17 protein-coding genes are annotated in these 23,941 nt (G+C 68.1%); 11 read left to right on the forward strand and 6 right to left on the reverse strand.

Translation table 11 applies throughout. The annotated features are described in order from the left end of the window. Nucleotides 1-409: 409 nt before the first annotated feature. The gene (locus ISN75_RS13530) at nt 410-1,750 is read left to right on the forward strand and encodes a sensor histidine kinase (RefSeq protein ID WP_167258649.1); all 1,341 of its coding nucleotides are present in this window, start codon (nt 410-412) and stop codon (nt 1,748-1,750) included. 6 nt (nt 1,751-1,756) lie between these two features. Here the strand turns inward: ISN75_RS13530 and ISN75_RS13535 are convergent, their stop codons facing one another. Next, a complete protein-coding gene (locus ISN75_RS13535; protein ID WP_168647144.1) occupies nt 1,757-4,147 on the reverse strand; it encodes a two-component regulator propeller domain-containing protein in 2,391 nt (796 codons plus the stop codon). Between the two features lie 656 nt (nt 4,148-4,803). On the opposite strand from ISN75_RS13535, the gene ISN75_RS13540 reads away from it, so the two are divergent. The 3 genes from ISN75_RS13540 (at nt 4,804) to ISN75_RS13550 (ending at nt 8,772) form a co-directional block, all read left to right on the forward strand. Then, on the forward strand, nt 4,804-5,469 hold the full coding sequence (locus ISN75_RS13540; RefSeq protein ID WP_168647143.1) for a response regulator: 666 nt from the start codon (nt 4,804-4,806) through the stop codon (nt 5,467-5,469). 10 nt (nt 5,470-5,479) lie between these two features. Further along, on the forward strand, nt 5,480-6,898 hold the full coding sequence (locus ISN75_RS13545; RefSeq protein WP_167258655.1) for an ATP-binding protein: 1,419 nt from the start codon (nt 5,480-5,482) through the stop codon (nt 6,896-6,898). 380 nt (nt 6,899-7,278) lie between these two features. Next, nucleotides 7,279-8,772: a GGDEF domain-containing protein gene (locus ISN75_RS13550; protein ID WP_343820124.1), complete on the forward strand. Its 1,494-nt coding sequence runs from the start codon at nt 7,279-7,281 to the stop codon at nt 8,770-8,772. Between the two features lie 141 nt (nt 8,773-8,913). On the opposite strand, the gene ISN75_RS13555 is transcribed toward ISN75_RS13550, so the two are convergent. The 5 genes from ISN75_RS13555 to ISN75_RS13575 all read right to left on the reverse strand — a co-directional run bounded on the left by ISN75_RS13555 (nt 8,914) and on the right by ISN75_RS13575 (nt 16,880). Beyond that, entirely contained in the window at nt 8,914-9,864 is a 951-nt protein-coding gene (locus ISN75_RS13555; RefSeq protein ID WP_343820126.1) for a glycoside hydrolase family 43 protein, read from the reverse strand. After that, nucleotides 9,864-11,414 carry an exo-alpha-sialidase gene (locus tag ISN75_RS13560; protein WP_343820127.1) on the reverse strand — a complete coding sequence of 517 codons (1,551 nt, stop codon included), beginning with the start codon at nt 11,412-11,414 and terminating at the stop codon, nt 9,864-9,866. Before ISN75_RS13560 ends, ISN75_RS13555 begins: the two co-directional genes overlap by 1 nt. Before the next feature lie 59 nt (nt 11,415-11,473). Continuing rightward, the gene (locus ISN75_RS13565; protein ID WP_167258670.1) at nt 11,474-14,269 is read right to left on the reverse strand and encodes a TonB-dependent receptor; all 2,796 of its coding nucleotides are present in this window, start codon (nt 14,267-14,269) and stop codon (nt 11,474-11,476) included. 118 nt (nt 14,270-14,387) lie between these two features. Continuing rightward, on the reverse strand, nt 14,388-15,575 hold the full coding sequence (locus tag ISN75_RS13570; protein WP_343820129.1) for a 1,4-beta-xylanase: 1,188 nt from the start codon (nt 15,573-15,575) through the stop codon (nt 14,388-14,390). Nucleotides 15,576-15,719: 144 nt separating this feature from the next. Next, entirely contained in the window at nt 15,720-16,880 is a 1,161-nt protein-coding gene (locus ISN75_RS13575; protein ID WP_423385075.1) for an aldose epimerase family protein, read from the reverse strand. Nucleotides 16,881-17,279: 399 nt separating this feature from the next. On the opposite strand from ISN75_RS13575, the gene ISN75_RS13580 reads away from it, so the two are divergent. The 7 genes from ISN75_RS13580 (at nt 17,280) to ISN75_RS13610 (ending at nt 23,861) form a co-directional block, all read left to right on the forward strand. Beyond that, nucleotides 17,280-18,005 carry a FadR/GntR family transcriptional regulator gene (locus ISN75_RS13580; protein WP_167258672.1) on the forward strand — a complete coding sequence of 242 codons (726 nt, stop codon included), beginning with the start codon at nt 17,280-17,282 and terminating at the stop codon, nt 18,003-18,005. Then, complete coding sequence (locus ISN75_RS13585; protein WP_168647137.1) at nt 18,002-18,925, forward strand: 2-dehydro-3-deoxygalactonokinase; 924 nt, start codon at nt 18,002-18,004, stop codon at nt 18,923-18,925. The genes ISN75_RS13580 and ISN75_RS13585 overlap by 4 nt, the downstream gene beginning before the upstream one ends. Before the next feature lie 14 nt (nt 18,926-18,939). Next, complete coding sequence (locus ISN75_RS13590) at nt 18,940-19,581, forward strand: 2-dehydro-3-deoxy-6-phosphogalactonate aldolase (RefSeq protein ID WP_167258676.1); 642 nt, start codon at nt 18,940-18,942, stop codon at nt 19,579-19,581. Continuing rightward, nucleotides 19,578-20,726, forward strand: a complete 1,149-nt coding sequence (gene dgoD / locus ISN75_RS13595) for a galactonate dehydratase (RefSeq protein WP_167258678.1) — start codon at nt 19,578-19,580, stop codon at nt 20,724-20,726. Before ISN75_RS13590 ends, dgoD begins: the two co-directional genes overlap by 4 nt. A 2-nt stretch (nt 20,727-20,728) precedes the next feature. After that, on the forward strand, nt 20,729-21,493 hold the full coding sequence (locus ISN75_RS13600) for an SDR family NAD(P)-dependent oxidoreductase (protein ID WP_168647136.1): 765 nt from the start codon (nt 20,729-20,731) through the stop codon (nt 21,491-21,493). Beyond that, entirely contained in the window at nt 21,490-22,392 is a 903-nt protein-coding gene (locus ISN75_RS13605) for an SMP-30/gluconolactonase/LRE family protein (RefSeq protein ID WP_168647135.1), read from the forward strand. Before ISN75_RS13600 ends, ISN75_RS13605 begins: the two co-directional genes overlap by 4 nt. A gap of 77 nt (nt 22,393-22,469) precedes the next feature. Beyond that, a complete protein-coding gene (locus tag ISN75_RS13610) occupies nt 22,470-23,861 on the forward strand; it encodes a sugar porter family MFS transporter (protein WP_167258684.1) in 1,392 nt (463 codons plus the stop codon). The last annotated feature ends 80 nt before the right edge of the window (nt 23,862-23,941 follow it).

Raw genomic sequence — 23,941 nt, forward strand, 5'->3', positions numbered from 1 at the left:
GTGTCTTTCATAGAGCGCTCCCTGGACCGATCTGCCGGTCCGCCCCACTACGCTTTGAAGTGATGTGCTCCAGCCAACGTCGACGCATGGACGGGCGAGCCGGCTGGACTCCCCGAGGTGCCTCAAGACCACCACAGCACGGGGGCGACAGCCGCATGGGGGCGCCGCGGATACCTACGGACGCCGGCATGCTTTTGTTGCGGAAATCGTGGATTCAGCCCCCTGAAAACGCCCGGAGACTACAACGCTCGGGTGTGAAGCCGATGTCACGGATAAAGTGCGAAGCCGGGCTTGCGCATCGGGCGTCCTACAATGCGTGTCCGGCACAAGGCAGCGGCGCAGATCGATGCACCTGATCCTTGTATCCGCCGTGGCATCACCACCCCTTTCACCTGTCGACCCGGTTGCCATGTCCACCGAAGCCTCCTCGAATCCGCTGCAGTCCTTCACGCATCGGCGGCCGCTGCCCTTCCCCGCCGCCGAACCGCGCAGCGACCGGATGCTGCAGGCGATTCTCGCCGCGGTCGGCACGGTGGCCTCGATCGCCGCCATCGCCGCGCATCGCCATGCCGATGCCGCGCAACCTCAGGATGCCTGGACCGCGATGGCGATCGGCGCCTACGCATGGGTCTGCTTCGCGCTGGCACGCGCGGGCTATTACCGCGGGTCGGCCAGCCTCACGGTGATCGGCAGCCTGCTGCTGATCGGCATCAACTACGCCGTCTACGGACTGCAGGCGCAGCCGGACCTGCTGATGATCCATCTGCTGCCGCTGCTGCTGGCCGGCCTGCTGCTGGGCCGCGCCGCGGTGTGGTGGGTGGCGCTGGGCAGCGTGCTGTCGGTGCTGCTGGGTGCGTGGAGCGACCTGCACGGCGCGACGAATGCCGTAGCCGGCGCGGACACCTGGTCCAGCCTGTTCCTGTCCGGCATGAACTTCCTGGTGCTGGCGACCATCCTGGACCGGCTGATTCTTTCCTCGCAGCGCGCCATCGCGCGCAGCCGCGAGCTGGACGCCGCCTACCGCGAACTGCAGCGCACCATGGACGAGAAGGACCAGGCCTATGCGCGGCTGCTGGAATCGCAGCGCATGGAAGCGATCGGCCGCCTCTCCACCGGCGTGGCCCACGACTTCAACCATATCCTCAGCGTGATCCTGGGCCTGGTCGCCGCGCCCGCCTCGAACGGCGGGCCGGACATGGCGCTGTCGCGCATCGAGCGCGCGGCCCGGCGCGGCACCATCCTCACCCGCCGCCTGCTCAGCTTCAGCCGCCCGCAGAGCCGCGACATGGCGGTGTTCGACCTGGGCGAGGCGATCGATGAAATGTCCGCGCTGATCGCCGCGATGTTCCACCCGCGCATCAAGGTGGAATTCGATATCTCCGCCGGCGACCTGCTGGTGCGGGCCGATCGCGACGAACTGGAACTGGCCCTGCTGAACCTGGCCAGCAACGCCTCCGACGCCATGCCGCAGGGCGGGCATTTCAGCATCTCGGCCAAGGTCGACGGCACGCATGCGCTGATCCGCATCGAGGACGGCGGCGTCGGCATGACGCCGGACGTGCTCGCGCATGCGTCCACGCCGTTCTTCACCACCAAGCCGCGCGGCGAAGGCACCGGCATCGGGCTGAGCATCGTGCACCGCTTCGTGGCCGACTGCGGCGGCAGCATCGCCATGGACAGCCAGCCCGGCCGCGGCACGCGCATCGAGATACGGCTGCCGCCGACCGGCGGCGGGACGGCGGAAGCCTGAAAGCCGCTACGAGCGCAGGCGCCGCCAGGCCGTTGCGCCGATCCCGTCCGAACGGCCGCCGGCGACCAGCACCAGCAGGCCGAGCAAGGTGATCAGGGTCCAGATCCACGGCCGCTGATACCAGGGCTGCGGGTGCACGATGGTCAGCACCGCCGGCGCCGACACCCACGGCCCGCCCACCACGCGCGCCTGCACCTCGAGCTGGTGCACGCCCCACGGCACCACCGGATACAGCAGGCTGCGGCTCTGCCCGGCATCGACCCAGTCGCGGTCCACGCCGGCCAGGCGGAAGCGGAACAGGGTTTCCTGCGGGCGCCCGAGATTGACCGCGGTGTAGCGGATTTCCAGGTTGCGCGAGAACGGCGGCAGCACCAGCTGCGGACCGGAAAGATCCAGCGCATGGCCGTTCACCGCCGCGTATTCCACGTGCGAGGTGGGCGGCGCCGGCTCGGCGCCCGGCACCTTGGCCGGATCGAGCACGCCGAAGCCCGATACCAGGGAGAACCACAGCCGGCCCTGCCCGTCGCGATAACAGGTGGCGGAACCGCCGCCGTTGATTTCGGCGGGAATCAGGCCGTCGCGCTCGGCGAAGCGCACCGATTCGATCGAAGCGGCGGCCTGCGCGGGTGAAGGCAGCACCGTGACGCCGAGATTGCCCGCCAGCCACAGGCGCCCGCGCCCGTCGGCCTCGATGCAGGACACGGTGTCGTCGAACAGGCCGTTGCTGCGGTCGTAGTACTGGATCTTGCCGTCCTTGATGCGGTTGAGGCCGCCGCCATAGGTGCCGATCCACAAGCTGCCGTCGGCATCCTCGTGCAGCGCGCGCGCAAAGCGCGAGGACAGTCCGTCGTCGACCGTCCAATGCTCGGCGACCTGCCCGCCCTGCAATCGCCACGCGCCATGGTCGCCCACGAACCAGTAGCCGCCGCGCCGCGCCTTGCTCACGCTGCCGATGCGCATGCCGCGCAGGGCGTCGATGGATTGCCGGCGGACGATGCGTCCATCGGCGCCGATATCGAGCGCGAACGTCGAACCAGCGGTCGAGACCAGATAAGCACCGTCGTCGCGCTGCCACACGTTCACCGGCTCCTTGCTCGGCCAGGTGTCGACCCGCCGCACCGCGCCGTTGTCGAACAGGCCCAGCTCCCCGTTCGCGGTACCGATCCACAGGCGGCCCTGGCGATCCAGCAGCAGGCTGAAGACGCAGGAACTGTTCAGCGCAGGCTGCATCGCCACCGCTCGCGCGCGGCCATCGGCTTCCCAATGAAAGAGACCGCCGCAGGCGGAGCCCAGCCACAGCCCGCCCTCGCCATCGTAGGCAATCGCACGGCCAGCCATCGCGGTACCCAGCCTGCGCTCGCCTACCAGCCCGAACAGCGGCGCACGCACCTTGAGCAAACCGTTATGCCCGCTGCCGGCCCACAGATTGCCCTCGTTGTCCCAGGTGAGATTGGCCACGCCCGGCACCGACAGCTCGGGCGCTTCCTGCCATCCGCCATGTCCGTCCTGCACCAGCACGCCACCCGTGGCCTGCGCCACCCACCAGCGCCCGTCCGGCGCCTGCGCCGCATCCCTGGGCTGCGCCACGCCCAGCGCCAGCCAGCGCTGTGTGGCCGGCGTATAGCGGTAAAGCTCGGTCTCCGTGCCGACCAGCAAGCTGTCGCCATCCAGCCGCAGCAGCCACACCGTGTGGTCGTTCGCCGGCAACGCAATGTGCTGAAGCACGCCGCCTTCGACCCGGTGCAAGCCGTTATTGCCACCGACAAACAGCGCCCCCGCCCGATCCATGACCAGCTGGTTGTCGCCGACCGGACTGGAATGCTCGCTCCAGCGCACTTCCCCGCTGACCGGATCGAGCTTCAGCAACCCCGCATTGGTCGCCGCCCAGATCCCACCATCCCCCGCCTGCAGCATCCCGTTGACCTGGCAGCTCGCGGCGCACACCGGCAGATGTCGGAAACCGGAGCGGTCGCGGATGCTCAATCCGGCGTCTTCCGTCCCGATCCACAGATTTCCATCGCGGCTTTCGAGCAGCGCGGTGATGCGATCGCTGGCCGGAGCGTCGATGCGCCCCGAGCCCGAACGCGAGCGGCCATGGAAGATGGTGAAGGCGGTGCCGTCGAAACGGGCCAGACCGCCGAAGGTGCCGACCCACAGATAACCGTCGCGGGCCTGGACGATGGCGTTCACGTGCGACTGCGGCAGACCGTCGTCGCCGCTGTAGAGGCGGATGCCTACGCGGTAGTCGAAGGCCGGGTTTGCACAGACTGCAGCGCTGATTGCGAGCAAGGCGCAGACGAGCAGCAGCACGGACCAGCAGCGGCCCTGAAGCGTCCGGTGGCGGACGCTGGCGGGCTTGTTCGAGGTGGAGCCGCTGAGGGGGTGAATGTCGGTCACGTACGCGGCTCGGGGCCACTCGTTCGGGGTGAAATTGCTGGGGATAGCGTGGTAGCTCGGGGTATGGCCGTCCAGGCGAAGGGGCGATCTTGTAGCTGATCTCGGGTAAAGGAAAGGGCTTTTGGTTTGCGAACAGTGAGCGGCTGGGCAAGCCCCGGCCCCTCACCCCAACCCTCTACCCGGAGGGGAGAGGGGGATGCAGGGCGGGGCGAAAATCCAGCGAAGAGCATGCGGCGCAGCCGCAGCGTTCCGCTTGCACGCTTTGGCTCTTGATCTACCGGATCCCCTTGGCGCCGGCGGTGAGGGCTGGACGAAAAGGCCCCCGCAGGGGGGCGGGGACACGACGTCCCCGCCTTTTTGATCAGGGCATGGATGCCCTGTCAAAAAGCCCGGCCAGCCCTCACGGACCCTCAGCAGCTGCGCTGCTGAGGGCGCCAAGCAGGGTGCCCTCTCTTTTTGGTTACTTTTTCTCTGGGCACGCAGAGAAAAAGTAACTCGCCCCGCGGCAGCGGGGCGAAACCCTCGCCAAAGGCGAGACACCCCAGCCCCACCACCCACACCTTGCAGCTGACGCCCCCGCGGCTAAGCCGCCCCTAATACACCGACCCGATCATTTTCCCGGATACTCCACGCCACCCGCGAGCCTGGTTGCCACCGTGCACATACTTCTTATCGAGGACGATCCGCTCCTCGGCAAAGCCATCCAGCGGGCACTCGAACAGCTCGCCTACACGCTGACCTGGATCCGCGACGGCCGCGAGGCCATGGCCGCGGTGAACGACCCCTCGGTCGACCTGCTCCTGCTCGACCTGGGCCTGCCCAACCGCGACGGCTTCGAGATCCTCACCGAAGCGCGCGGCCGCCGCCTGCGCACGCCGATCATCGTGATGACCGCGCGCGACGACCTGGAATCGCGCATCCGCGGCCTGGACGCCGGCGCCGACGACTACCTGGTCAAGCCCTTCCACCTGGACGAACTGGCCGCGCGCATCCGCTCCACCACGCGCCGCGCCCAGGGCATGGCCGACAACCGCATCGAAGTCGGCCCGCTGGTGCTGAACACGGCCGCCGTGGAAGTCACCTACCAGGGCAAGAAAGTGGAGCTCAGCCGCCGCGAATTCGCCCTGCTGCAATACCTGATGGAACGCGCCGGCCGCGTGGTGCGCCGCGAGCAGCTGGAAAGCTCGCTGTACGGCTGGGACAACGAGGTGGGCTCCGGCGCGCTCGACGTACTGGTCCACGGCCTGCGCCGCAAGCTGAGCTTCGACGCGATCAAGACGGTGCGAGGCTTCGGCTACACCATCCCGCTGGATCATCCATGAGCTCAGCGCGATGAGCGGATCGATCACGCGCTTTCCCAGCCTGCGCGCGCGCCTGCGCTGGATGGTCATCGCCATCCTCGCCGCGGCGATGCTCCTGCTCGGCGCGCTCAGCTACCGCTATACGCTGAAGGAAGTGCACGAGCTGCTCGACGGGCGCCTGGCCCAGTCCGCGCGTACGCTCGACGTGCTGCTGCGCACCGGCGGCATGCCGCAGGACGGCCGGCCCGTGGTGGTGCCCACGCCTTCGCGCACGCCCGCCGCACACGGCAAGGGCACCCATTCGTACGAGCCGGAAGTGGGCTACCAGGTATTCGCCGCCGATGGGCGCGTGCTGGCCACCACGGCCAATCTCGACGGCATGCCCGCGCCGCGGGCGGACGACAAGGCCTTCCGCGACGTCTCCTTCGGCACGCGCCGCTGGCGCGTGTTCCAGTTGCCGCGCGGCAGCGACGGCGAATGGATCCGCACCGCCGAGCGCTACGACAGCCGCACCGAAATCAGCCAGGCACTGTGGGTGCAGTACGGCCTGATGCTGTTCGTCGCGCTGCCGCTGCTGGCCCTGCTGATGGGCTGGGCGATCCGGCGCGGGCTCAAACCGCTGGACACGCTGGCCCGGCGCCTGCTGCGGCGCGAGCCGGGCAGCCATGCACCGGTGACGCTGGAGAACGCGCCGACCGAGCTGCGTCCGCTGCTGGACGCGCTGAACGAGCAGATCGGCCGCCTGGAGAACGCGCTCGAACGCGAGCGCCGCTTCAGCGCCGACGTCGCGCACGAACTGCGCACGCCGCTGGCCTCCACCATGATCAACCTCGACGCCGCGATCGGCGCCCGCGAACCCGGCGCCGCCGACAGCGCATTGGCCGATGCGCGCGAATGCCTGGTCGCGCTGGCCCGCCGCACCGAACAGCTGCTGGCGCTGGCGCGGCTGGAGTCGGGCGAAGGGCGCCGTGCCATGGCTCCGGTCGATCTGGCGACGCTGGCCGGCGACGTGATCGACGAGATGGTCTCGGTGATCGCGCACAGCCAGGTCGAGCTGGTGCTGGCTCCGCTGCCGCCGCGCCTGGTGGTCCACGGCGACGAGGCGGCGCTCAGGGCCATGCTGCGCAACCTGCTGGAGAACGCGATGCGCCACGTGCCCTCCGGCGGCATGGTGGAACTGGCGCTGTCCCGCGCCGGACGGGTGGCGGTGATCGACGTCGTCGACAACGGGCCGGGCATCCCGCCCGAACGGCGCGCCGCGCTGTTCGAGCGCTTCCACCGCGAGCCGGGCACGCGCGGCGACGGCTACGGCCTGGGGCTGTCGATCGTGCAGCGCGCGGCGCAGATGCATGGCGCGGATATCCAGCTGCTCGATTCGCGCTTCGGCACGGGGCTGCATGTGCGGGTCAGCCTGCTGCTGCATGGCGACGAGGCGGCGCGGGAGCGCTAGCTGCGGCAGGCGCTTCCTGCGGCGGCCCGGTTCGCCGGGCGTGCGGACAGATCTGGCGAGTGGCATGGCCGGTGCTCCGTTGCGGACGAATAAAGCGGTCCCCCCGGAACGGGGGGACCCGCGAGCGCCCGGGGCAGAGGGGAGAACCCGGGCGTCCGCGGCCCGCACCTGCTGGGGAGCCGGTCCGGGCAGGGATAGATTGCTGCGGCGCCGGGCCTGCGTATGTAGGCGGATGCCGGCGTGCTCCGTACGGTCCGAACGCGCGTCGGCGCGCTCCGTGACTGTCATTGCGTAGGCGCTGGCCTTCCCACAGCACAGTCGGTACAACCCCGCATGGATTCGTGCTTAAGTGGCCGCACCCATCGCCCATGCGACGCGCCATGAAGATGCAGGCTCTCGCTCCGCGTATCTATGCGCCCCTGCTGGCGGCGCAGCTCGCCGTGCTGGTGTTCGAACCGCCGCACGTGCTGAGCCTGAGCTACGCGTGCGTGCTGGCGATACTCGCTTTCACCCTCTTGCTGAGCCTGCGCCGCGTGCGCCTGAGCCTGCCGCACAACCGGCCGCTGTGGGCGCTGCTGCTGGCGGCGCTGCTCAGCCAGGCCGCGGCCTTCGTGCTGCTGTTCGCCGATTCGCTGGTCAATCCCCAGGGCACCCTGGTGGCCTTCGATCCCACCTTCTATTTCTGCATGGGCAGCCTGCTGCTCACCCTCGCGGCGACCTACGACCCGGTGCTGCCCGCCTACCGCTGGACGGCATGGGTGGATGCGGCGCTGGCGATCCTGATCGCCTTGATGTTCTACGGCCTGGTGCGCGCCCTGGTGGCCGGCGCCGAAGCGCAGCCGGACAACGCCCGCGCCATCGTCTGGCTGTTCGACGGCATGGGGCTGTTCGTGGCGATATTCGCCACGCTGCGCCTGCTGGGCGCGCGCCGCCGCGACGAGCGGCGCTTCTTCATGGTGCTTACCGCGTTTGCCTGGATCGAGCTGTTCGCGCCGGCGGCGCATAACCGCTTCGTGCTCTCCAGCGAGTCGTATGTGCCGGAGCTGCTGCTGAGCGTGCCCTTCGCCGCGATCGGCCTGCTGCTGAGCCGCCGCTACGGCGACTGGCTGCGCGTCTACCGGCCGCCGGCGCGCGTACGGCACCTTGCCGGCAGCGTCAGTCCCTTCGTGCTGAGCCTGGCGCTGTGCCTGCTCGCTTTCGCCTATCTGCATCGCAGCCCCGTGCTGGCGGCGTGCGCGGTGATCGCCGGCATCGCCTCGTATGCGCTGCGCGCCGCCCTGATGCTGGGCCGGCACCTGTCCTCCGAGGACGAACTCAAGCGACTGCACCACGGCCTGCGCCGCGCGGCCCTGCGCGACGACCTGACCCAGCTGCTGAATCGCCGCGGCTTCTATCGCGCCTTCGACCGCGAATGGGAGCGCGCGCGGCAGTCCCGCACGCCGCTGGCGATAGCGATGCTCGACATCGATCACTTCAAGGCCTTCAACGATACCTATGGGCATCTGGCCGGCGACCAGTGCCTGGCGTCGGTGGCGCAGGCGCTGGCGGGGGAAGCAGCCGCCATGACCGGCGTGACGCTGGCGCGCGCCGGCGGCGAGGAGTTCGTGGTGCTGATGAGCGGGCATATGCCGCATGCGGCCGGCGCCTTGCTGGAAAAGCTGCGCGGGCGGGTCGAGGCCTTGCGCATCCTGCATGTGCGCGGGGTGCGCGGCTTCGTCACGGTGAGCGCGGGGATCGCTTCGAGCGAGCTGGCGCGTTACGAGGACGGCGAGGAAATGCTCGGCGCGGCGGACAAGGCGCTATACACGGCGAAGCGCGCGGGAAGGAATCAGGTGGCGTGGGCTGAAGTGCCGGGGACGGAGGCTATGTCGTGATGCGTCTCCGCGTCACCGCGTCACGGCGTAGGTTGGGGTGAGCCGCAGGCGAACCCCAACATGGCCAGTGCAGAGCGTATCGCATCGTTGGGGTTCGCCTGCGGCTCACCCCAACCTACGGCGGCTCCGTGAGCAAGGATTTTAATCGGCGAAGACGGGGCGCCCGCCGTCATCCCAGCGGAACTTCTGCATATACGGCGCGCGCTTCGAGGTGCATTTCCAATCCGGGCCGCCGTTGGCGTGGAACACGATCCAATCCGAGCCGTCGGCGCCTTTGAAAAATCCGTTGTGCCCGGTGGCGTAGACGCCATCCTTCGGCGAGCTCTTCACCACCGGCGTCGGCGACTTCGACCAGGAGGAAGGCTTGAGCAGGTCAGCGTCCGCATCCGCGCTCAGCATCCCGATCGAATAGCCATCCGACCAGCAGGCGCTGGCCGAATACGTCAGGAATACCTTGCCTTCCGGCCCGGCCAGAAATTCCGGCGCCTCCAGGATCTTCCGCCCGCCCTGCATTTCCCAGGCGAACGTCGGCGCCGCGATATCCACCTGCGGCCCGGCCAGCGTCCATGGATCGCGCATCGGGGCGATCACCAGGTCGCTGTGGTCGCCGACGTAGGCCGAATACACGAAGTACAGCTTGCCGCGATGTTCGAACACCGTCCCATCGATACCGCTGAGCTTCGTCTGCAGCATGCCCTTGTCCACCCACGCATCTTGCGTGGGATCGGCCGAGGCGTTTTCCAGCACGAACACGTGGCGGTGGGCATCGTCGTTGTGCGCCTTGTCCGCGGCGGAGTAGTACAGGTACCACTTGCCGCCGAGGAAATGCAGCTCCGGCGCCCAGATCGCCGCGGAGTTCGGTCCGCCGGCCGGCGCGCGCCATACCGTCACCGGCCGTGCATCCGCCAGCTTCGCCATGTCGCGCGTCTTCCACAGCGAGATGCGATCGCCCTGCGTGTGCATGTAGTAGTAGAAGCCGTCGCGCTGCGTCACCCACGGATCGGGGCCGGAAGGCAGCAATGGACCGATCGGCTTCGCGGCCTGCTCGACCGGAGCCGCGAGCAGCAAGGCGAACAGCATGGCATGGCGCATCACTTGCCTTTACCTCCCGGCGACGCCGGCGCATCGCCATCCACCTGCAGATAGTCGATGTCGAGCACGTGGTCGCCGCCTTCGATATCGATCGTGTTGAAACCGGGCAGCAGCGATGCCGATACCGTCGCCAGCTGCCCATCCGTGGCCTTGTCGATCGCCGCAGGCACACGCGCACCGTTGACCACCAGCACCGGCGCGGCAGGCAAGCCGAGATCGCCAAAGCGCACGCTCAAGCGGTGCACGCCACCCGCCGCGTGCACCAGAAAACGCAAGCGCGATCCGCCCTGCCCCAGCCTCGCCTTGCGCTGGTTGGACGCCGCGGGATCGGGCACCACGGCCGCACCGGTCAGCTCGGCGTCCTCGGCCTCATAGCGGTCGAAACGCAGCGGCGCGATTGCCGACAGCATCTCGTTGCGCGAGGCCTGCTCCGGCGCATCGGCCGCGGACGACGACGTCACGTGCAGGAACGAACCGTCGCCACGCGCCAGCAAAGCCTGCGTCCAGCCCGCATGGATATTGCCGCTGCGTTTCTGCACCGGCGCCCGCACCTCCCACCACGGACCACGGCCCGAGGCGTTGTTCCAGTACAAGCTGCGCCCGCCCTCGTCGCCACCGCCGCCGGCGCGCTGCGCGGAAACCACGATCACGCCCTCCGGCCCGCCTTGCGGAAACCACTGCAGCACCGGACACGCCGACGGCCAGAAGCCGGACAGCGTCATCACCGGCTCGCCATGCCGCTGCGGATCGCCCCAGTCCAGTCCGTCGCGGCTGAACTTGATGAACACCTGTCCGTTGCGCGGGCCGTCGATGTTCTCGTACGTCATCGCATAGTGCTTGTCGGCCAGCCGCGTGACGATGGCCATGCCCGGCCGCTGCACGCCGCCGGGAATCGCCACGTCCCACACTTCCCGGCCCCAGCTGCGCCCGCCATCCGCCGACACCTTGTGCGCCAGCAGCTGGTTGTAGCCCTCGCCCTTGTGCTGCTCGCTGGAGTAATAGGCGACCAGGCGCCCGTCATCCAGCCGATGCACGTTGGGTTCCCACACGCCCTTGTTGTCCTTGTCCTCGGGACGCCCGCCGCCCTGCACGATGGAGCTGCGGTAGCGCCAGCTCTTGCCGCCATCCGTGGACACGTACATCTGCAGGTCTTCGACATAAACCCGGCCATGCTCGTCGTTGCGCGTGGCATTGGCCGAAAGCAGCAAGGTGCCGGCCGGCAGATCGCCGGTTGCCTGCGCCAACTCCGTGATGTGCGGTTGCCAACGCAGCTGCCACTGCTTGTCGCCCGCGTGCGGCTGGTCGGTGACGTTCATCAGGAAGCGCCAGTGCGCGCCCTCGTCGCGGCTTTCCCACAGCGGAACGCCGGCCATGCCGTCCTGCTCGAACACCATCAGCAAGCGCCCGCGATCCGGGGCCTGGCCATGTCCGGTGCGCACGACCGATGCGTAGCCGGTACCGTCGGCCATGCGTTCGCCCACCACGCGTTCGTCGGCGCGCGCCGCCATCGCGGCCAGCGCCAACACCAGCGCGAACATCGTTCTTTTCATCACAACCTCCAGGAAAAAAGGCGGGCGGCCACGCCACGACGCCGCCCGCCGGGGAGGAATCACATCTTGAAGCGCACGCCCAGGCCGATGGTGCGGTCCTGGTAGCGGATGTCGCGCGGACGCGTGGTGCCGTCGCCCCACCACTGGTGCAGGTTGGCGCCGAAGATGTTCGTCGCGTTGAGCACCACGGTGAAGTTCTGGTTGACGTCGTAGCCGAGCGAGAAATCCACCTGGTTGGCGGGCTTGATCTCGTCGTTCACGCCCGCGACGGTGGGCTGGTTGAAGCCCTGGATGTAGCGGCTGCGGTAGTTGTAGGCCAGGCGCGCGGACCAGCCGTACTTCTCGTACATCAGCACCGCGTTGTAGTTGTTCTTCGAGACGTTCTGCAGCGGCGAGGCGGTGATCGGGCCGCCGATGAACTGCGGCGAGCGCGTGGAGCCCTCGATATAGGTGTAGTTGAACTGCGCGCCCAGGCCGCTCCACGGACCGGGCAGGAAGTCGAAGAACTGCTGATAAGCGAACTCCGCACCATCCAGATGGCCGGAGCCGGCGCTCTGCGGCGAGTTGAGCTGGTAAGGCTGGCCGCCGATGGTGACGTCGGTGATGTAGTTCTGGATATAGCCGTTGATGTCGCGGTAGAACACGCCGCCGCTGACATAGCTGGCCGGGCCGAAATACCACTCCAGCGAGGCGTCGTAGTTGTTGCTGCGGATCGGCTTGAGGTTCGGATTGCCGCTGCTGGCCACGCCGGCGCGGTTGATCGTGCCGGGGTTGAGCGAGATCGACGGATTAAGCTGGCCGAAGCCCGGATAGGTCAGCGTCTTGGCCGCCACCACGCGCAGCTGCAGGTTGTCGCGCAGGTGCAGGTTGAAGCTGAGGTTGGGCAGGTAGACCGGCGCGCTGGTCGAAGCCGACAGCGGCGAATAGATGCCGCTGGAAGCGTCGAACGAATACGCGTCCAGATGGCGCTTCACGCGCTCCACGCGCATGCCCAGCAGGCCGTCGTACGGCAGGCCGAACAGCTCGTTGCCGTAGCCGAACTGCAGGTAGCCGGCGTACGACTTCTCCTGGATGTGATAGAAGCGGCCGGGATTCTCCGCGGCCAGGCCCGCCGGCAGGCCGTACAGCCCGCGGATCGCGTCGGCGTTGTTGACCAGGAAGTTGTAGCAGCCGCTCAGCCACGACACCGGAATCGCATCGGTGGTCGGCTGGCTGCAGAAATAGCCGTTCGGGAAGCGCGCCACCACCTGGTTGGCGGGGTTCGGGTTCAGCGCGATCTGGCCGGTGCCGCCCGGCGGCGGCGTGGAGATCTCCACGCTGCCGCGGTATTCGGCCTTGTGGTCGGAATAGCGCAGGCCGAAATCCATGTACTGGAAAAAATCGCCGCCCAGGTCGTAGGTGCCGTCGCCGCGCCACGCCGTCTGTTCGCCGCGCTGGTTGTTCCAGGTCTGGAACAGGCCGTTGAGGTAGTAGTTCGACGGATTGAGCTGCGGATTGCCGCCCAGGCCCCAGTTCTGCGCGCCGTTCCACACCGTGGTGATCGGCCCCTTCAGGAAGGTGTCGACGATAAAGGTCTGGTCGTGGAACGAGCTGGAATTGAAGGACAGGTCGGTGGACAGATTGAGCTTGTCGCCATGCCACTTCATGCCGATCGAGTTCTGGATGTCATGTCCCCACTGCTCGTGCGCCTGCGTGCTGGTGGCGGCATAGGTGTCGCCGGTCCACACGCCGCTGGAGGCATCGCAGATGCGCTGGCCGTAGTACGGCGAGCCGGTCAGCTGGTCGGCATAGCAATGGTTGGTGACGGACAGGCTGGACGGATTGACCACGCCCACCGGGAAGCTGAAATAGTACGGCTGGTTGTAGCGGTCCGAATCCCAGGTGTAGAGGCCTTCGATATAGACCTCGGTGTCCTTGTTCGGCTTCCATTGCAGGGCGTAGTTCGCTTCCTGGCGCTTGCGGCTGCCGATGTTGTAGTCGGCGCCCCAGCCATTGGGCGCGGAGATCAGGTCGCCGCCGGCCGTGCGGATCGGCGCGCCGTTGCCGCCGGTGAGCACCTTGGGGAAATCCGCCCATACCGCGTTGTATTCGTAGCGCTGCTTGTCGTAGCCCACGTTGAGCAGCGCGCCGAATTCGCCGATGTCGGTGTTCCAGCGGTTGCTCAGCAGCAGGCTGCCATTGGGATCGGTATGGCCACCGTACTTGCTGTGCGTGCCGGTGAGCGTGGCCGCCACCTTGCTGCCGTCGAAATCCAATGGGCGATACAGCTGCATGTCGACCAGGCCGGCGATGCCGCCGTCCGGCAGGCTGGCTTCGCTGGTCTTGTAGACCTGCACGGTCTTCACCGCGGTGGCCGGCAGGTTCTGGAAGGCGAAGGCGCGGCCGACGCCGCTGAAGATCTCGCGGCCGTTCAAGGTGGTGATCACGTTGGGCAGGCCGCGGATCACCACCGAGCTGGTCTCGCCCTGGAAGCCCTGCGCGATCTGCACGCCGGTGATGCGCTGCATGGCGTCGGCCACGCTGTTGTCGGGCAGCTTGCCGATGTCCTCGGCGACGATGGAATCGACCACCATGCGCGAGTCCTGCTTCAGCGCCTGCGCGCTCTGCAGGCTTTCGCGCAGCGGCGTCACCACCACGCCGGAAAGATTCACCGCGTTCTGGGTGGAGGCCTGGTCGGCGGTGCCGGCTTTCTTTTTGGCCGGTGCCTGGCCCGCGGGTGCGGCGGGTGCCTGGTCGGTGGACTGTTGCGGATCGGCGCTCTGCGCGTCGGGCCTGGTGTCGGCGGCATAGGCCGGCGCCAGCGCGGCGGCAATGGCCATCGCGAGCAGGGACAGCGGGATGCGATAGCGAGTCATGGTATGAACCTCCCCGGTTTACGGAGTCAAAGCGGCGCCGGCGCGTGCCGGCGGCATGCGTTCTGGAAGAAAGAAGGCGGCCCGCTCCAGCGGGCGCGCCGATGTGGCGCGCCTGGGGTCAGCGCGTCTTGAGCAGGCTCCCTGCCGGATACGTTGCCGCGTCCGCCGGCACGACGCCGCGCGGCGCATGCGACAGCGCACGCAGGATGTCGGCTTCGCGCTGGCGATAAGGCGTGCCGTCGCCATGCAGCAGGTCGTGGAACCACAGCGTCGGCGGCTGCAAGGTGTAGGGGCGCTGCCAGGAATCCCACGGCATGATGGTCTGCGCCTTGCCGTCGACGAAGCCCCAGTTGACCATGCCCACGTCGAGCTTCTTGGCCAGCGGCAGCACGCCGTCGATGGTCGAACCGTTGCCGCGCGCCATGTATTCGGTGCAGATGAGCGGACGGCCGTAGCCTTCCAGCTGCTTCACGCGGCGCGCGAACTCTTCGGGCCAGCCGTAGTTGTGGAAGCTGATCACGTCGGACTGCTCGACCTGGGTGCGCTCGACCGCATCGAGCTTGGCCGGATCCGACCAGTCCTCGTGTTCCCACAGGCCGCTGGTCAGCGGCTGCACCGGCGATGCGCTGCGCGCCCAGGCGAATACCTGCGGCAGCAGTTTCGCCACCAGGGCGAACTTGTCCTTCGGCTCCTTGGCGTCGTAATTGCCGCCGCCGGGATTGTTCGGCTCGTTCCACACGTCCCAGGCGAGCACGCGCTGGTCCTTGCCGAAGCTGCCGACGATATCTTTCACGTACTGCTCAAGGCGCGGGTATTGGCTGGGATCGGCCAGCGCCACGCCCGGGCTCTGCACCCAGCCGGAGTTGTGCACGCCGGGAATCGGCGGATGCTGCGGCCCCAGTTTCGGCTCCGGATCCCAGCAGGAATCGAACAGCACGAAGATCGGCTTGATATGGTGCTTGTCGGCGATGGCGAGAAACTGGTCGATGCGCTGCTTGAAACCCGCCGCATCCTGCTGCCACAGCAGGTCGTGCAGGAACACGCGCATGGTGGTCATGCCCAGCTGCTGCGCCCAGCCCAGCTCCTGGTCGATGCGCGCGGCGTCGAAGCTGCCGGCCTGCCACATCTCCAGCTCGTTGATCGCGTTGGACGGCAGATAGTTGCTGCCCAGCGGCCAGGCCTGTTTCGCATACCAGGCCTTGGCTTCGGCAGGCGTCCAGCGCGCGGTGCTTTCCCGCGCGAACGACGCGGGCGCGGCGAGCAAGGCCGCCAGTCCCAGTGCCGTCGCCATCAATGCATGTTTCATGTCCAACTCCCCGTTTGCTTGGATGAGCTCCGGTCCCCGCCGGAGGTCTTGAGGTTGATCCTGGCCGCAGCGGGCAAAGCGCTCCCGCGGCGCCCTGCATGGGGGCGCCCTGGTCGGTCGCTGCGGCGGACGGTCAGTCGCCCGTCAGTGCTTGCCTTGCACCGGCTCCGTGCCGAATTCGTACACGATGGTGTGGCGGTATTCCTGCCCCGGCGCCAGCCGCGCCGAGCCGAACGCCGCTTGATTGGGCGTGTCGGGATGGAACTGCGGTTCCAGCGCGAACGCATCGCCCTGGCGGTAGACATGGCCGCCGGTGCCCACGCTGGTCGCGTCGAGGAAGTTGCCGGAATAGAACTGCAGGCCCGGCATGGTGGATTTCAGCGTCATCACGCGGCCGGAAGCCGGGTCTTCCACTTTCGCCACCAGGCGGGGTTCCTTGGCCACGTCGCGCGCGATCACGAAATCGTGGTCGTAGCCGCGGCCGTTGAGCAGTTGCGCATCGGGCGTGCGGATATCGCGGCCGATCGGCTTGCCCTGGCGGAAATCGAAAGGCGTGCCGGCCACCGGCTGGAACTGGCCCAGCGGAATCGAAGTGGCGTCGATCGGCAGGAAGGTTTCCGCCGGGATCGTCAGCTTCTGCTCCAGCACCGAGCCGGAACCCTCGCCGGAGAGATTCCAATACGCATGGTTGGTGAGGTTGACGATGGTCGGCTTGTCGGTGGTGGCGCGGTATTCGATGGTCAGCCGGTTGTGCGCATCGAGCGTATAGATGGCCGTGGCGGTGAGCTTGCCCGGATAGCCCATGTCGCCGTCGGGACTGACATAGGTAAGCGTGACGCTGGCGCCGTCGGCGCCGCTCTTGGCCTCGCCCAGGCTCCACAGCACCTTGTCGAAACCCTTGCTGCCGCCGTGCAGCGAGTTGGGACCGTCGTTGACCGGCACGCTGTAGCTGTGGCCGTCCAGGCTGAAATGGCCCTTGGCGATGCGGTTGGCATAGCGCCCCACCGTGGCGCCGAAGTACTGCGGCTTCTTCAGGTAGTCGTCGAACTTCGCATAGCCCAGCAGGATGTTGGCGCTCTTGCCATGGCGGTCCGGCGCGCTCACTTCCTGCAGGCTGGCGCCATAGGCGATCACGCGCACGCGCACGCCGTGGCCCGAGTCGAGCACCACGGCATCGACCTTGCTGCCGTCGGGCAGCGTCCCGAACGTTTCGCGCTTCGCTTCCACTACCTGCACTGCCGTCGCCATAGCCATCGCACCCAAAGAAACCGTGCCCATGAAACCCAGGAGCATCGCACGTCGCATCTCTCGTTTCCCCTTCGCCACCCTTACGGGACGGCGCATGCAATCACATTGTATGATTATCGTGCAAGCGATCTTTGCACCGTGTCCGCGCCCTGGCGCGGCGCAACATCGGCCTCGTGCACGCGTACGATTCCCATCTTCGATTTGTCATTTCAGGCCATTGCACCATTTCTTGCGGAACCTGACTTTCGTAAGCGATCTGAGAAATATCGCAATGCGTCATCGCCAGCGAATAGCCGTCCATGTACGGAACCGTCCGAAAACACACGCGACGCTTGGCAGAGACTAAGCGAAGTGCTTATAGTCCGTTTGTATGACAAATAACCCGGCAGCCCGGAAGCCGGGCGTCTGCGGCGCCGCCGCCCCTCATACAGAAAGGCACAGGGGATCGAGACATTCATGAAGAAGCCGCCCACCGTCCGCACGCTGTACGGACACGTGATGCACGAACTCGGGCAGCGCATCGTCAGCGGCCGGGTCAAGCCCGGCGAGGTGCTTCCCCGCGAGGAAACCCTGGCCGAGAACCTCGGCGTGAGCCGCACCGCCCTGCGCGAAGCGCTGAAGGTGCTTTCCGCCAAGGGCCTGATCGCCTCGCGCACCGGTGTCGGCGCGCGTGTGCAGGAAGAACGCTACTGGAACCAGCTGGACTCCGACGTGCTGGCCTGGCGCTGCGCCTCCATGCCCACCGACGACTTCGTCGAGAAACTGGTGGAGATGCGTGAACTGATCGAGCCGGCCGCCGCCGCTTCCGCCGCGCGCCATCGCAACGCCGCCCAGCTGGCCGAGATCGACAGCGCCTACCGCGCCATGGACGCCGCACAGACGCCGGATGCCTGGACCGAAGCCGACGTGCGCTTCCACGACGCCGTGCTGCATGCCACCGGCAACGAACTGCTGCACTCGCTGTTCTCGGTGGTGGAAACCGCGCTGAGCGCGTTCTTCAGCCTGTCCGCGCGCAGCGCCGGCGACTTCAAGTACTCCCTGCCCTACCACCAGCAGGTGCTGGAAGCGATTCGCCGCAAGCAGCCGGAGGTGGCGCGCAAGGCGATGCTGGCGATGATCGCCGACTCGCGCGACAACATGCGCCGCAGCCGTCCGCGCACGCGCCGGAAGGCTTCCGCGTGAGCGCCAGCCTGATCGGACTGGACTGGGGCAGCACCCACCTGCGCGCTTATCTGTTCGGCGCGGACGGCATGGTGCTGGAGACGCGCGCGCTGGCCCATGGCATCCGCCAACTGCCGGCCGGCGGATTTCCGGAAGCGTTCGCCCTGGCCGTACGCGAATGGCCGGCGCTGCCGGTACTGGCCTGCGGCATGGTCGGCAGCCGCAACGGCTGGCAGGAAGTGCCTTACCTCGATACGCCCACCGGCGTCGAACGGCTGGCGCAACACCTGACCCCGCTCGCCACGCCCGGTGGCCACCGGCTCTATCTGGTGCCCGGCCTGCACGACCCGCACCGTCCCGACGTGATGCGCGGCGAGGAGACGCAGATCGTCGGCGTACTGGCCACCGAACCGGCCACCACGCGCCTGCTGCTCCCGGGCACGCACAGCAAATGGGTACGCCTGCGCGATGGCGTGGTCACCGATTTCGCCACGGTGATGACCGGCGAGCTGTATGGCCTGCTGCGCCAGCATTCGATCCTCGGCGCCGCGCTGCCCGAAGCGCGCGATGACGAAGAGGCCTTCCGCCGCGGCGTCGCCGCCGCGCGCGACAGCGGTCCTGCCGGCGCGCTGTCGCGGCTGTTCTCGGCACGCGCGCTGATGCTCGACGGCGCGCTCGATCCGGCCGCCGTGCCCGACTATCTCTCCGGCCTGTTGATCGGCGAGGAAATGCGCATGGCCCTGGCCGCCGGCTGGGCCGACGCGAACGGCAGCATCCCGATGGTCGGCGAAGGCCCGCTGTGCGACCGCTACCGCCGCGCCGCGGATCTCTACGGCCTGCAGCTTTCGCGCGCGCCGGACGGCACCACTGCCGACGGCCTGTGGCAGATCGCCACCGCGGCGGCGCTCGCCGCGGCACCCGCAACCGCCCACACCTCATGAACACGCTCCCTCCCATGCATACCTGGCTACAAGACTTGCCGCTGGTCGCGATCCTGCGCGGCCTGCATCCCGACGAAGCGGTGGACATCGGCCACGCGCTCGCCGGCGCCGGCTTCCGCGTGCTCGAAGTGCCGCTCAATTCGCCCGAGCCCTGCGCCAGCATCCGCCGCCTGGCCGACGCGCTGGGCGACGGCTATCTGGTCGGCGCCGGCACCGTGCTCGATCCGGCGCGGGTGAAAGACATCGCCGACGCCGGCGGCCGCCTGATCGTGATGCCGCACGCCGACGTCGCGGTGATCCGCGCCGCCAAGCAGGCTGGTCTCTATTGCGTGCCCGGCGTGGCCACGCCCACCGAGGCCTTCGCCGCGCTCGCGGCCGGCGCCGATGCCTTGAAGCTCTTTCCCGCCGAGCAATCCTCGCCCGCCGTGCTCAAGGCCTGGCGCGCGGTGCTGCCGAAAGACCTGGCCGTGCTGCCGGTCGGCGGCATCGCTCCCGACAACATGGCGCCATGGGTCGCTGCCGGCGCGGCCGGCTTCGGCATCGGTTCGTCGCTCTACGCCCCCGGCCGCGCGGCCGTCGACGTCGCCGCCCGTGCGCGCGACTTCGCCGACGCCTGGCGGCATCTACACCCCGTTTCGCAAGGAAACCGCGCATGAAGATCACCCGCCTCACCACCTTCCTCGTTCCGCCGCGCTGGTGCTTCCTGCGCATCGACACCGATGCCGGCATCAGCGGCTGGGGCGAGCCGGTCGTCGAGGGCCGCGCGCATACCGTGGCGGCGGCAGTCGAGGAACTCTCCGACTACCTCATCGGCAAGGACCCGCACCATATCGAAGACCTGTGGAGCGTGATGTACCGCGCCGGCTTCTACCGCGGCGGCCCGATCCTGATGAGCGCCATCGCCGGCATCGACCAGGCGCTGTGGGACATCAAGGGCAAGGACCTCGGCCGCCCCGTCTACGACCTGCTCGGCGGCCCGGTGCGCGAACGCATCCGCGTGTACTCGTGGATCGGCGGCGACCGCCCGGCCGACACCGCGCGCGCCGCGATGGAAGCGGTGGCGCGCGGCTTCACCGCGGTGAAGATGAATGCCACCGAAGAAATGCAATATGTGGACAGCTACGACAAGGTCGACCGCGTGCTCGCCAACGTGCAGGCGGTGCGCGACGCGGTCGGCCCGCACGTCGGCCTGGGCCTGGACTTCCACGGCCGCGTGCACAAGCCGATGGCCAAGGTGCTGATGCGCGAGCTGGCGCCGTACAAGCTGATGTTCATCGAGGAGCCGGTGCTGTCCGAATACCTCGAGTGCATTCCCGAACTGGCCGCCATTTCGCCCGCGCCGATCGCGCTGGGCGAGCGCCTGTACTCGCGCTACGACTTCAAGCGCGTGCTGGAAACCGGCGGCGTGGACATTCTGCAGCCCGATCCCTCGCACGCCGGCGGCATCACCGAGACGCGCAAGATCGCCGCGATGGCCGAAGCCTACGACGTGGCCATCGCCCTGCACTGCCCGCTGGGTCCCATCGCGCTGGCGGCCAACCTGCAGATCGACGCGGTCAGCCACAACGCCTTCATCCAGGAACAGAGCCTGGGCATCCACTACAACGCCTCCAACGACCTGCTCGACTACGTCACCGACCGCAGCGTGTTCGCCTACCAGGACGGCTACGTCAGCATGCCCACCGGCCCGGGCCTGGGCATCACGGTGAACGAGGAATACGTGGCCGAGCGTGCCGCCGAAGGCCATCGCTGGCGCAATCCGCTGTGGCGCCATGCCGACGGCAGCGTGGCGGAGTGGTGAGCATGGAGCAGTTCGCCACCTACCCCAGCCTGCTCGATCGCCACGTCTTCGTCAGCGGCGGCGCCACCGGCATCGGCGCCGCCTTCGTCGAGCACTTCGTACGCCAGGGCAGCCGCGTCGCCTTCGTCGACATCGACCGCGAACATGGCGCAGCGCTGGCGCAAAGCCTGGCCGGCGAACGCCACGCGCCGCGCTTCCTGCCTTGCGACATCACCGACCTCGACGCGCTGTACGCGGCGATCGCCGGCGCGCGCGAAGCGCACGGCCCGGTGGCGGTGCTGGTGAACAACGCCGCCAACGACGTGCGCCACAGCTTCGGCGACACCACCGGCGAGCAGTTCGACCGCAGCATCGCCATCAACCTGCGCCACCAGTACTTCGCCACCCAGGCCGTGCGCGAGGACATGCGCGCGCTCGGCGGCGGCTCGGTGATCTGCCTGGGCTCCACCGGCTGGATGAAGAAGAACGCCGGCTATCCGATCTACGCCATGGCCAAGTCCGCCGTGCACGGCCTGGTCAACGGCCTGGCGCGCGAGCTGGGCCACGACCGCATCCGCATCAATGCGCTGGTGCCCGGCTGGGTGATCACCGAGAAGCAGCGCCGCCTGTGGCTGGATGCGGCCGGCGAGGAAGAGATCCGCCGCACGCAGTGCCTGCCCGGCTACCTGATGGCCGAAGACCTCGCCCGCGCCGCGCTGTTTCTCGGCGCCGACGACAGCCGCATGTGCACCGGCCAGTCCTTCGTGGTCGACGGCGGCTGGGTATGAACGCGCGCGTCGTCCACCATCCGGCCAATACGCTGGGCGAAGGCATCCTGTGGTGCGAACGCGAGCAGGCGCTGTACTGGACCGATATCCAGGCCGCCGCGCTGTGGCGGCACCGCCCGGCGGACGGCGAAACACGCCGCTGGGACATGCCCGAACGCCTCGGCTGCCTCGCCCTGTGCGAAGCCGATGGCTGGCTGCTGCTCGGGCTGGCCTCGCGCCTGGCTTTTTTCCGCCCGCAGGACGAAACGCTGTTGCCGATCGTCGAGGTGGAACCGGACCTGCCCACCCGCCTCAATGACGGCGGTTGCGACCGTCAGGGGCGCTTCGTGTTCGGCACCCTGCACGAGCCCGCGGCCGGCGAAGCGCGCCAGCCGATCGGCGCGTTCTACCGCCTCAACGCGGACCTCACGCTGGAGCGGCTTAATCTTCCCGGGGTTGGCATCAGCAACAGCGTCGCCTTCAGCCCCGATGGCCGCACCATGTATTTCTGCGATTCGCCTTCGCGTTTGATCCAGAGCTGCGACTACGCCGAACGCTGCGGCGAGCCGCGTGCGTTCGCGCGCGTGGACGATGCGCGTGGCGAGCCGGATGGCTCCGCCGTGGATGCCGAAGGTTTTCTGTGGAATGCGCAATGGGGCCTGGGCCGCGTGGTGCGCTACGCGCCGGATGGCCGCGTCGACCGCGCGATCGAGGTGCCGGCCACGCAACCCACCCGTCCGGCTTTCGGCGGCCCGGAGCTGGCCACGCTCTACATCACCAGCGCGCGCGACGGCCTGTCCGCCGACGCGCTGGCAACCCAGCCGCAGGCCGGTGCGCTGTTCGCGGCCGATGCCGGCACCACCGGCCTGCCGGAACCCCGTTTCCGCGGAGCGCCGCCCGGTTTCGGCCGGCCTTCCTGATCCATCGTTCGTTCCTTATCCATCGGCGGTCCATCCTTGTTCACGCCTGCCTTCACGCCAGCGAGGTCCTCGGTTCCATGAACTCCCAAGCCATCGCCTCACCCACCGCCCACGCCAAGGGCACCGTGATCTACACCTGCGTGCTCGCCGCGCTCGCCGGCCTGATGTTCGGGCTGGATATCGGCGTGATTTCCGGCGCTTCGCAGTTCATCAAGGCCGAGTTCGCCATCAGCGACCACACCATCGAGTGGATCGTCAGCTCCATGATGTTCGGCGCGGCGGTCGGCGCGCTGGGCGCCGGCTGGCTGTCTTCGCAGCTGGGCCGCAAGCGTTCGCTGATCCTGGGCGCGATCCTGTTCGTGATCGGCTCGCTGCTGTGCGGACTGGCCTGGTCGCCGGAAACCCTGATTGCCGCGCGCGTGATCCTGGGCCTGGCCATCGGCATCGCCACCTTCACCGCGCCGCTGTACCTGGCCGAGGTGGCGCCGGAGCACATCCGCGGCGCGATGATCTCCACCTACCAGCTGATGATCACCATCGGCATCCTGGTGGCCTTTCTTTCCGACACCGCGCTCAGCTACCACGGTGCGTGGCGCTGGATGCTCGGCGTGATCGCCATTCCCGGCGCGCTGTTCCTGCTCGGCGTGCTCGGCCTGCCCGACAGCCCGCGCTGGCTGATGATGCGCGGCCGCCGCGACGAGGCCATCGAGGTGCTGCGCCGCCTGCGCGGCGACGAGGCCGCGGTGGCGCGCGAAGCGGCGGACATCGAGGAGCAGCTGAAGACCCCGCAGCGCGGCTGGCACCTGTTCCAGGAGAACCGCAACTTCCGCCGCTCGGTGTATCTGGGCGCCCTGCTGCAGCTGATGCAGCAGTTCACCGGCATGAACGTGGTGATGTATTACGCGCCGCGCATCTTCCAGGAAATGGGCTACGACACGTCCGCGCAGATGTGGTTCACCGCCCTGGTCGGCCTGACCAACGTGCTGGCCACCTTCATCGCCATCGCCCTGATCGACCGCTGGGGCCGCAAGCCCATCCTCTATACCGGCTTCACCGTGATGGCCATCGGCCTGGGCGTGGTGGGCATACTGATGAACGGCGGCATCACCGGCCAGACCGAGCAGTACACCTGCGTGGCCATGCTGCTGATCTTCATCGTCGGCTTCGCCATGTCGGCCGGTCCGCTGGTGTGGACGCTGTGCTCGGAGATCCAGCCGCTGAAGGGCCGCGACTTCGGCATCGGCGTGTCCACCTTCACCAACTGGATCACCAACATGGTGGTCGGCTTCACCTTCCTCAGCCTGCTCAACAGCATCGGCAATGCCTCGACGTTCTGGCTGTATGCGGCGCTCAACGCGGTGTTTATCGTACTGACGTTCTGGCTGGTGCCGGAGACGAAGGGCGTGACGCTGGAGCAGATCGAGCGGAATCTGCTGGCCGGAAAAAAACTGCGCGATATCGGCCGCTAGCCATCGTAGGTTGGGGTGAGCCGCAGGCGAACCCCAACCTCGCGGCAAGCTTGGGGTTCGCCTGCGGCTCACCCCAACCT

This window comes from Dyella marensis (assembly GCF_049532885.1).
GTDB lineage: Bacteria > Pseudomonadota > Gammaproteobacteria > Xanthomonadales > Rhodanobacteraceae > Dyella_D > Dyella_D marensis.

Excerpts from the sequence above, each read along its gene's own strand:
- ISN75_RS13560 (WP_343820127.1), bottom strand. The coding sequence starts at position 11,414 with ATGAAAAGAACGATGTTCGCGCTGGTGTTGGCGCTGGCCGCGATGGCG.
- ISN75_RS13575 (WP_423385075.1), bottom strand. The coding sequence starts at position 16,880 with ATGCGACGTGCGATGCTCCTGGGTTTCATGGGCACGGTTTCTTTGGGT.
- ISN75_RS13590 (WP_167258676.1), top strand. The coding sequence starts at position 18,940 with ATGCATACCTGGCTACAAGACTTGCCGCTGGTCGCGATCCTGCGCGGC.
- ISN75_RS13600 (WP_168647136.1), top strand. The coding sequence starts at position 20,729 with ATGGAGCAGTTCGCCACCTACCCCAGCCTGCTCGATCGCCACGTCTTC.
- ISN75_RS13565 (WP_167258670.1), bottom strand. The coding sequence starts at position 14,269 with ATGACTCGCTATCGCATCCCGCTGTCCCTGCTCGCGATGGCCATTGCC.
- ISN75_RS13550 (WP_343820124.1), top strand. The coding sequence starts at position 7,279 with ATGAAGATGCAGGCTCTCGCTCCGCGTATCTATGCGCCCCTGCTGGCG.
- ISN75_RS13545 (WP_167258655.1), top strand. The coding sequence starts at position 5,480 with ATGAGCGGATCGATCACGCGCTTTCCCAGCCTGCGCGCGCGCCTGCGC.
- ISN75_RS13610 (WP_167258684.1), top strand. The coding sequence starts at position 22,470 with ATGAACTCCCAAGCCATCGCCTCACCCACCGCCCACGCCAAGGGCACC.
- ISN75_RS13530 (WP_167258649.1), top strand. The coding sequence starts at position 410 with ATGTCCACCGAAGCCTCCTCGAATCCGCTGCAGTCCTTCACGCATCGG.
- ISN75_RS13580 (WP_167258672.1), top strand. The coding sequence starts at position 17,280 with ATGAAGAAGCCGCCCACCGTCCGCACGCTGTACGGACACGTGATGCAC.
- ISN75_RS13570 (WP_343820129.1), bottom strand. The coding sequence starts at position 15,575 with ATGAAACATGCATTGATGGCGACGGCACTGGGACTGGCGGCCTTGCTC.
- ISN75_RS13605 (WP_168647135.1), top strand. The coding sequence starts at position 21,490 with ATGAACGCGCGCGTCGTCCACCATCCGGCCAATACGCTGGGCGAAGGC.
- ISN75_RS13555 (WP_343820126.1), bottom strand. The coding sequence starts at position 9,864 with ATGCGCCATGCCATGCTGTTCGCCTTGCTGCTCGCGGCTCCGGTCGAG.
- dgoD (WP_167258678.1), top strand. The coding sequence starts at position 19,578 with ATGAAGATCACCCGCCTCACCACCTTCCTCGTTCCGCCGCGCTGGTGC.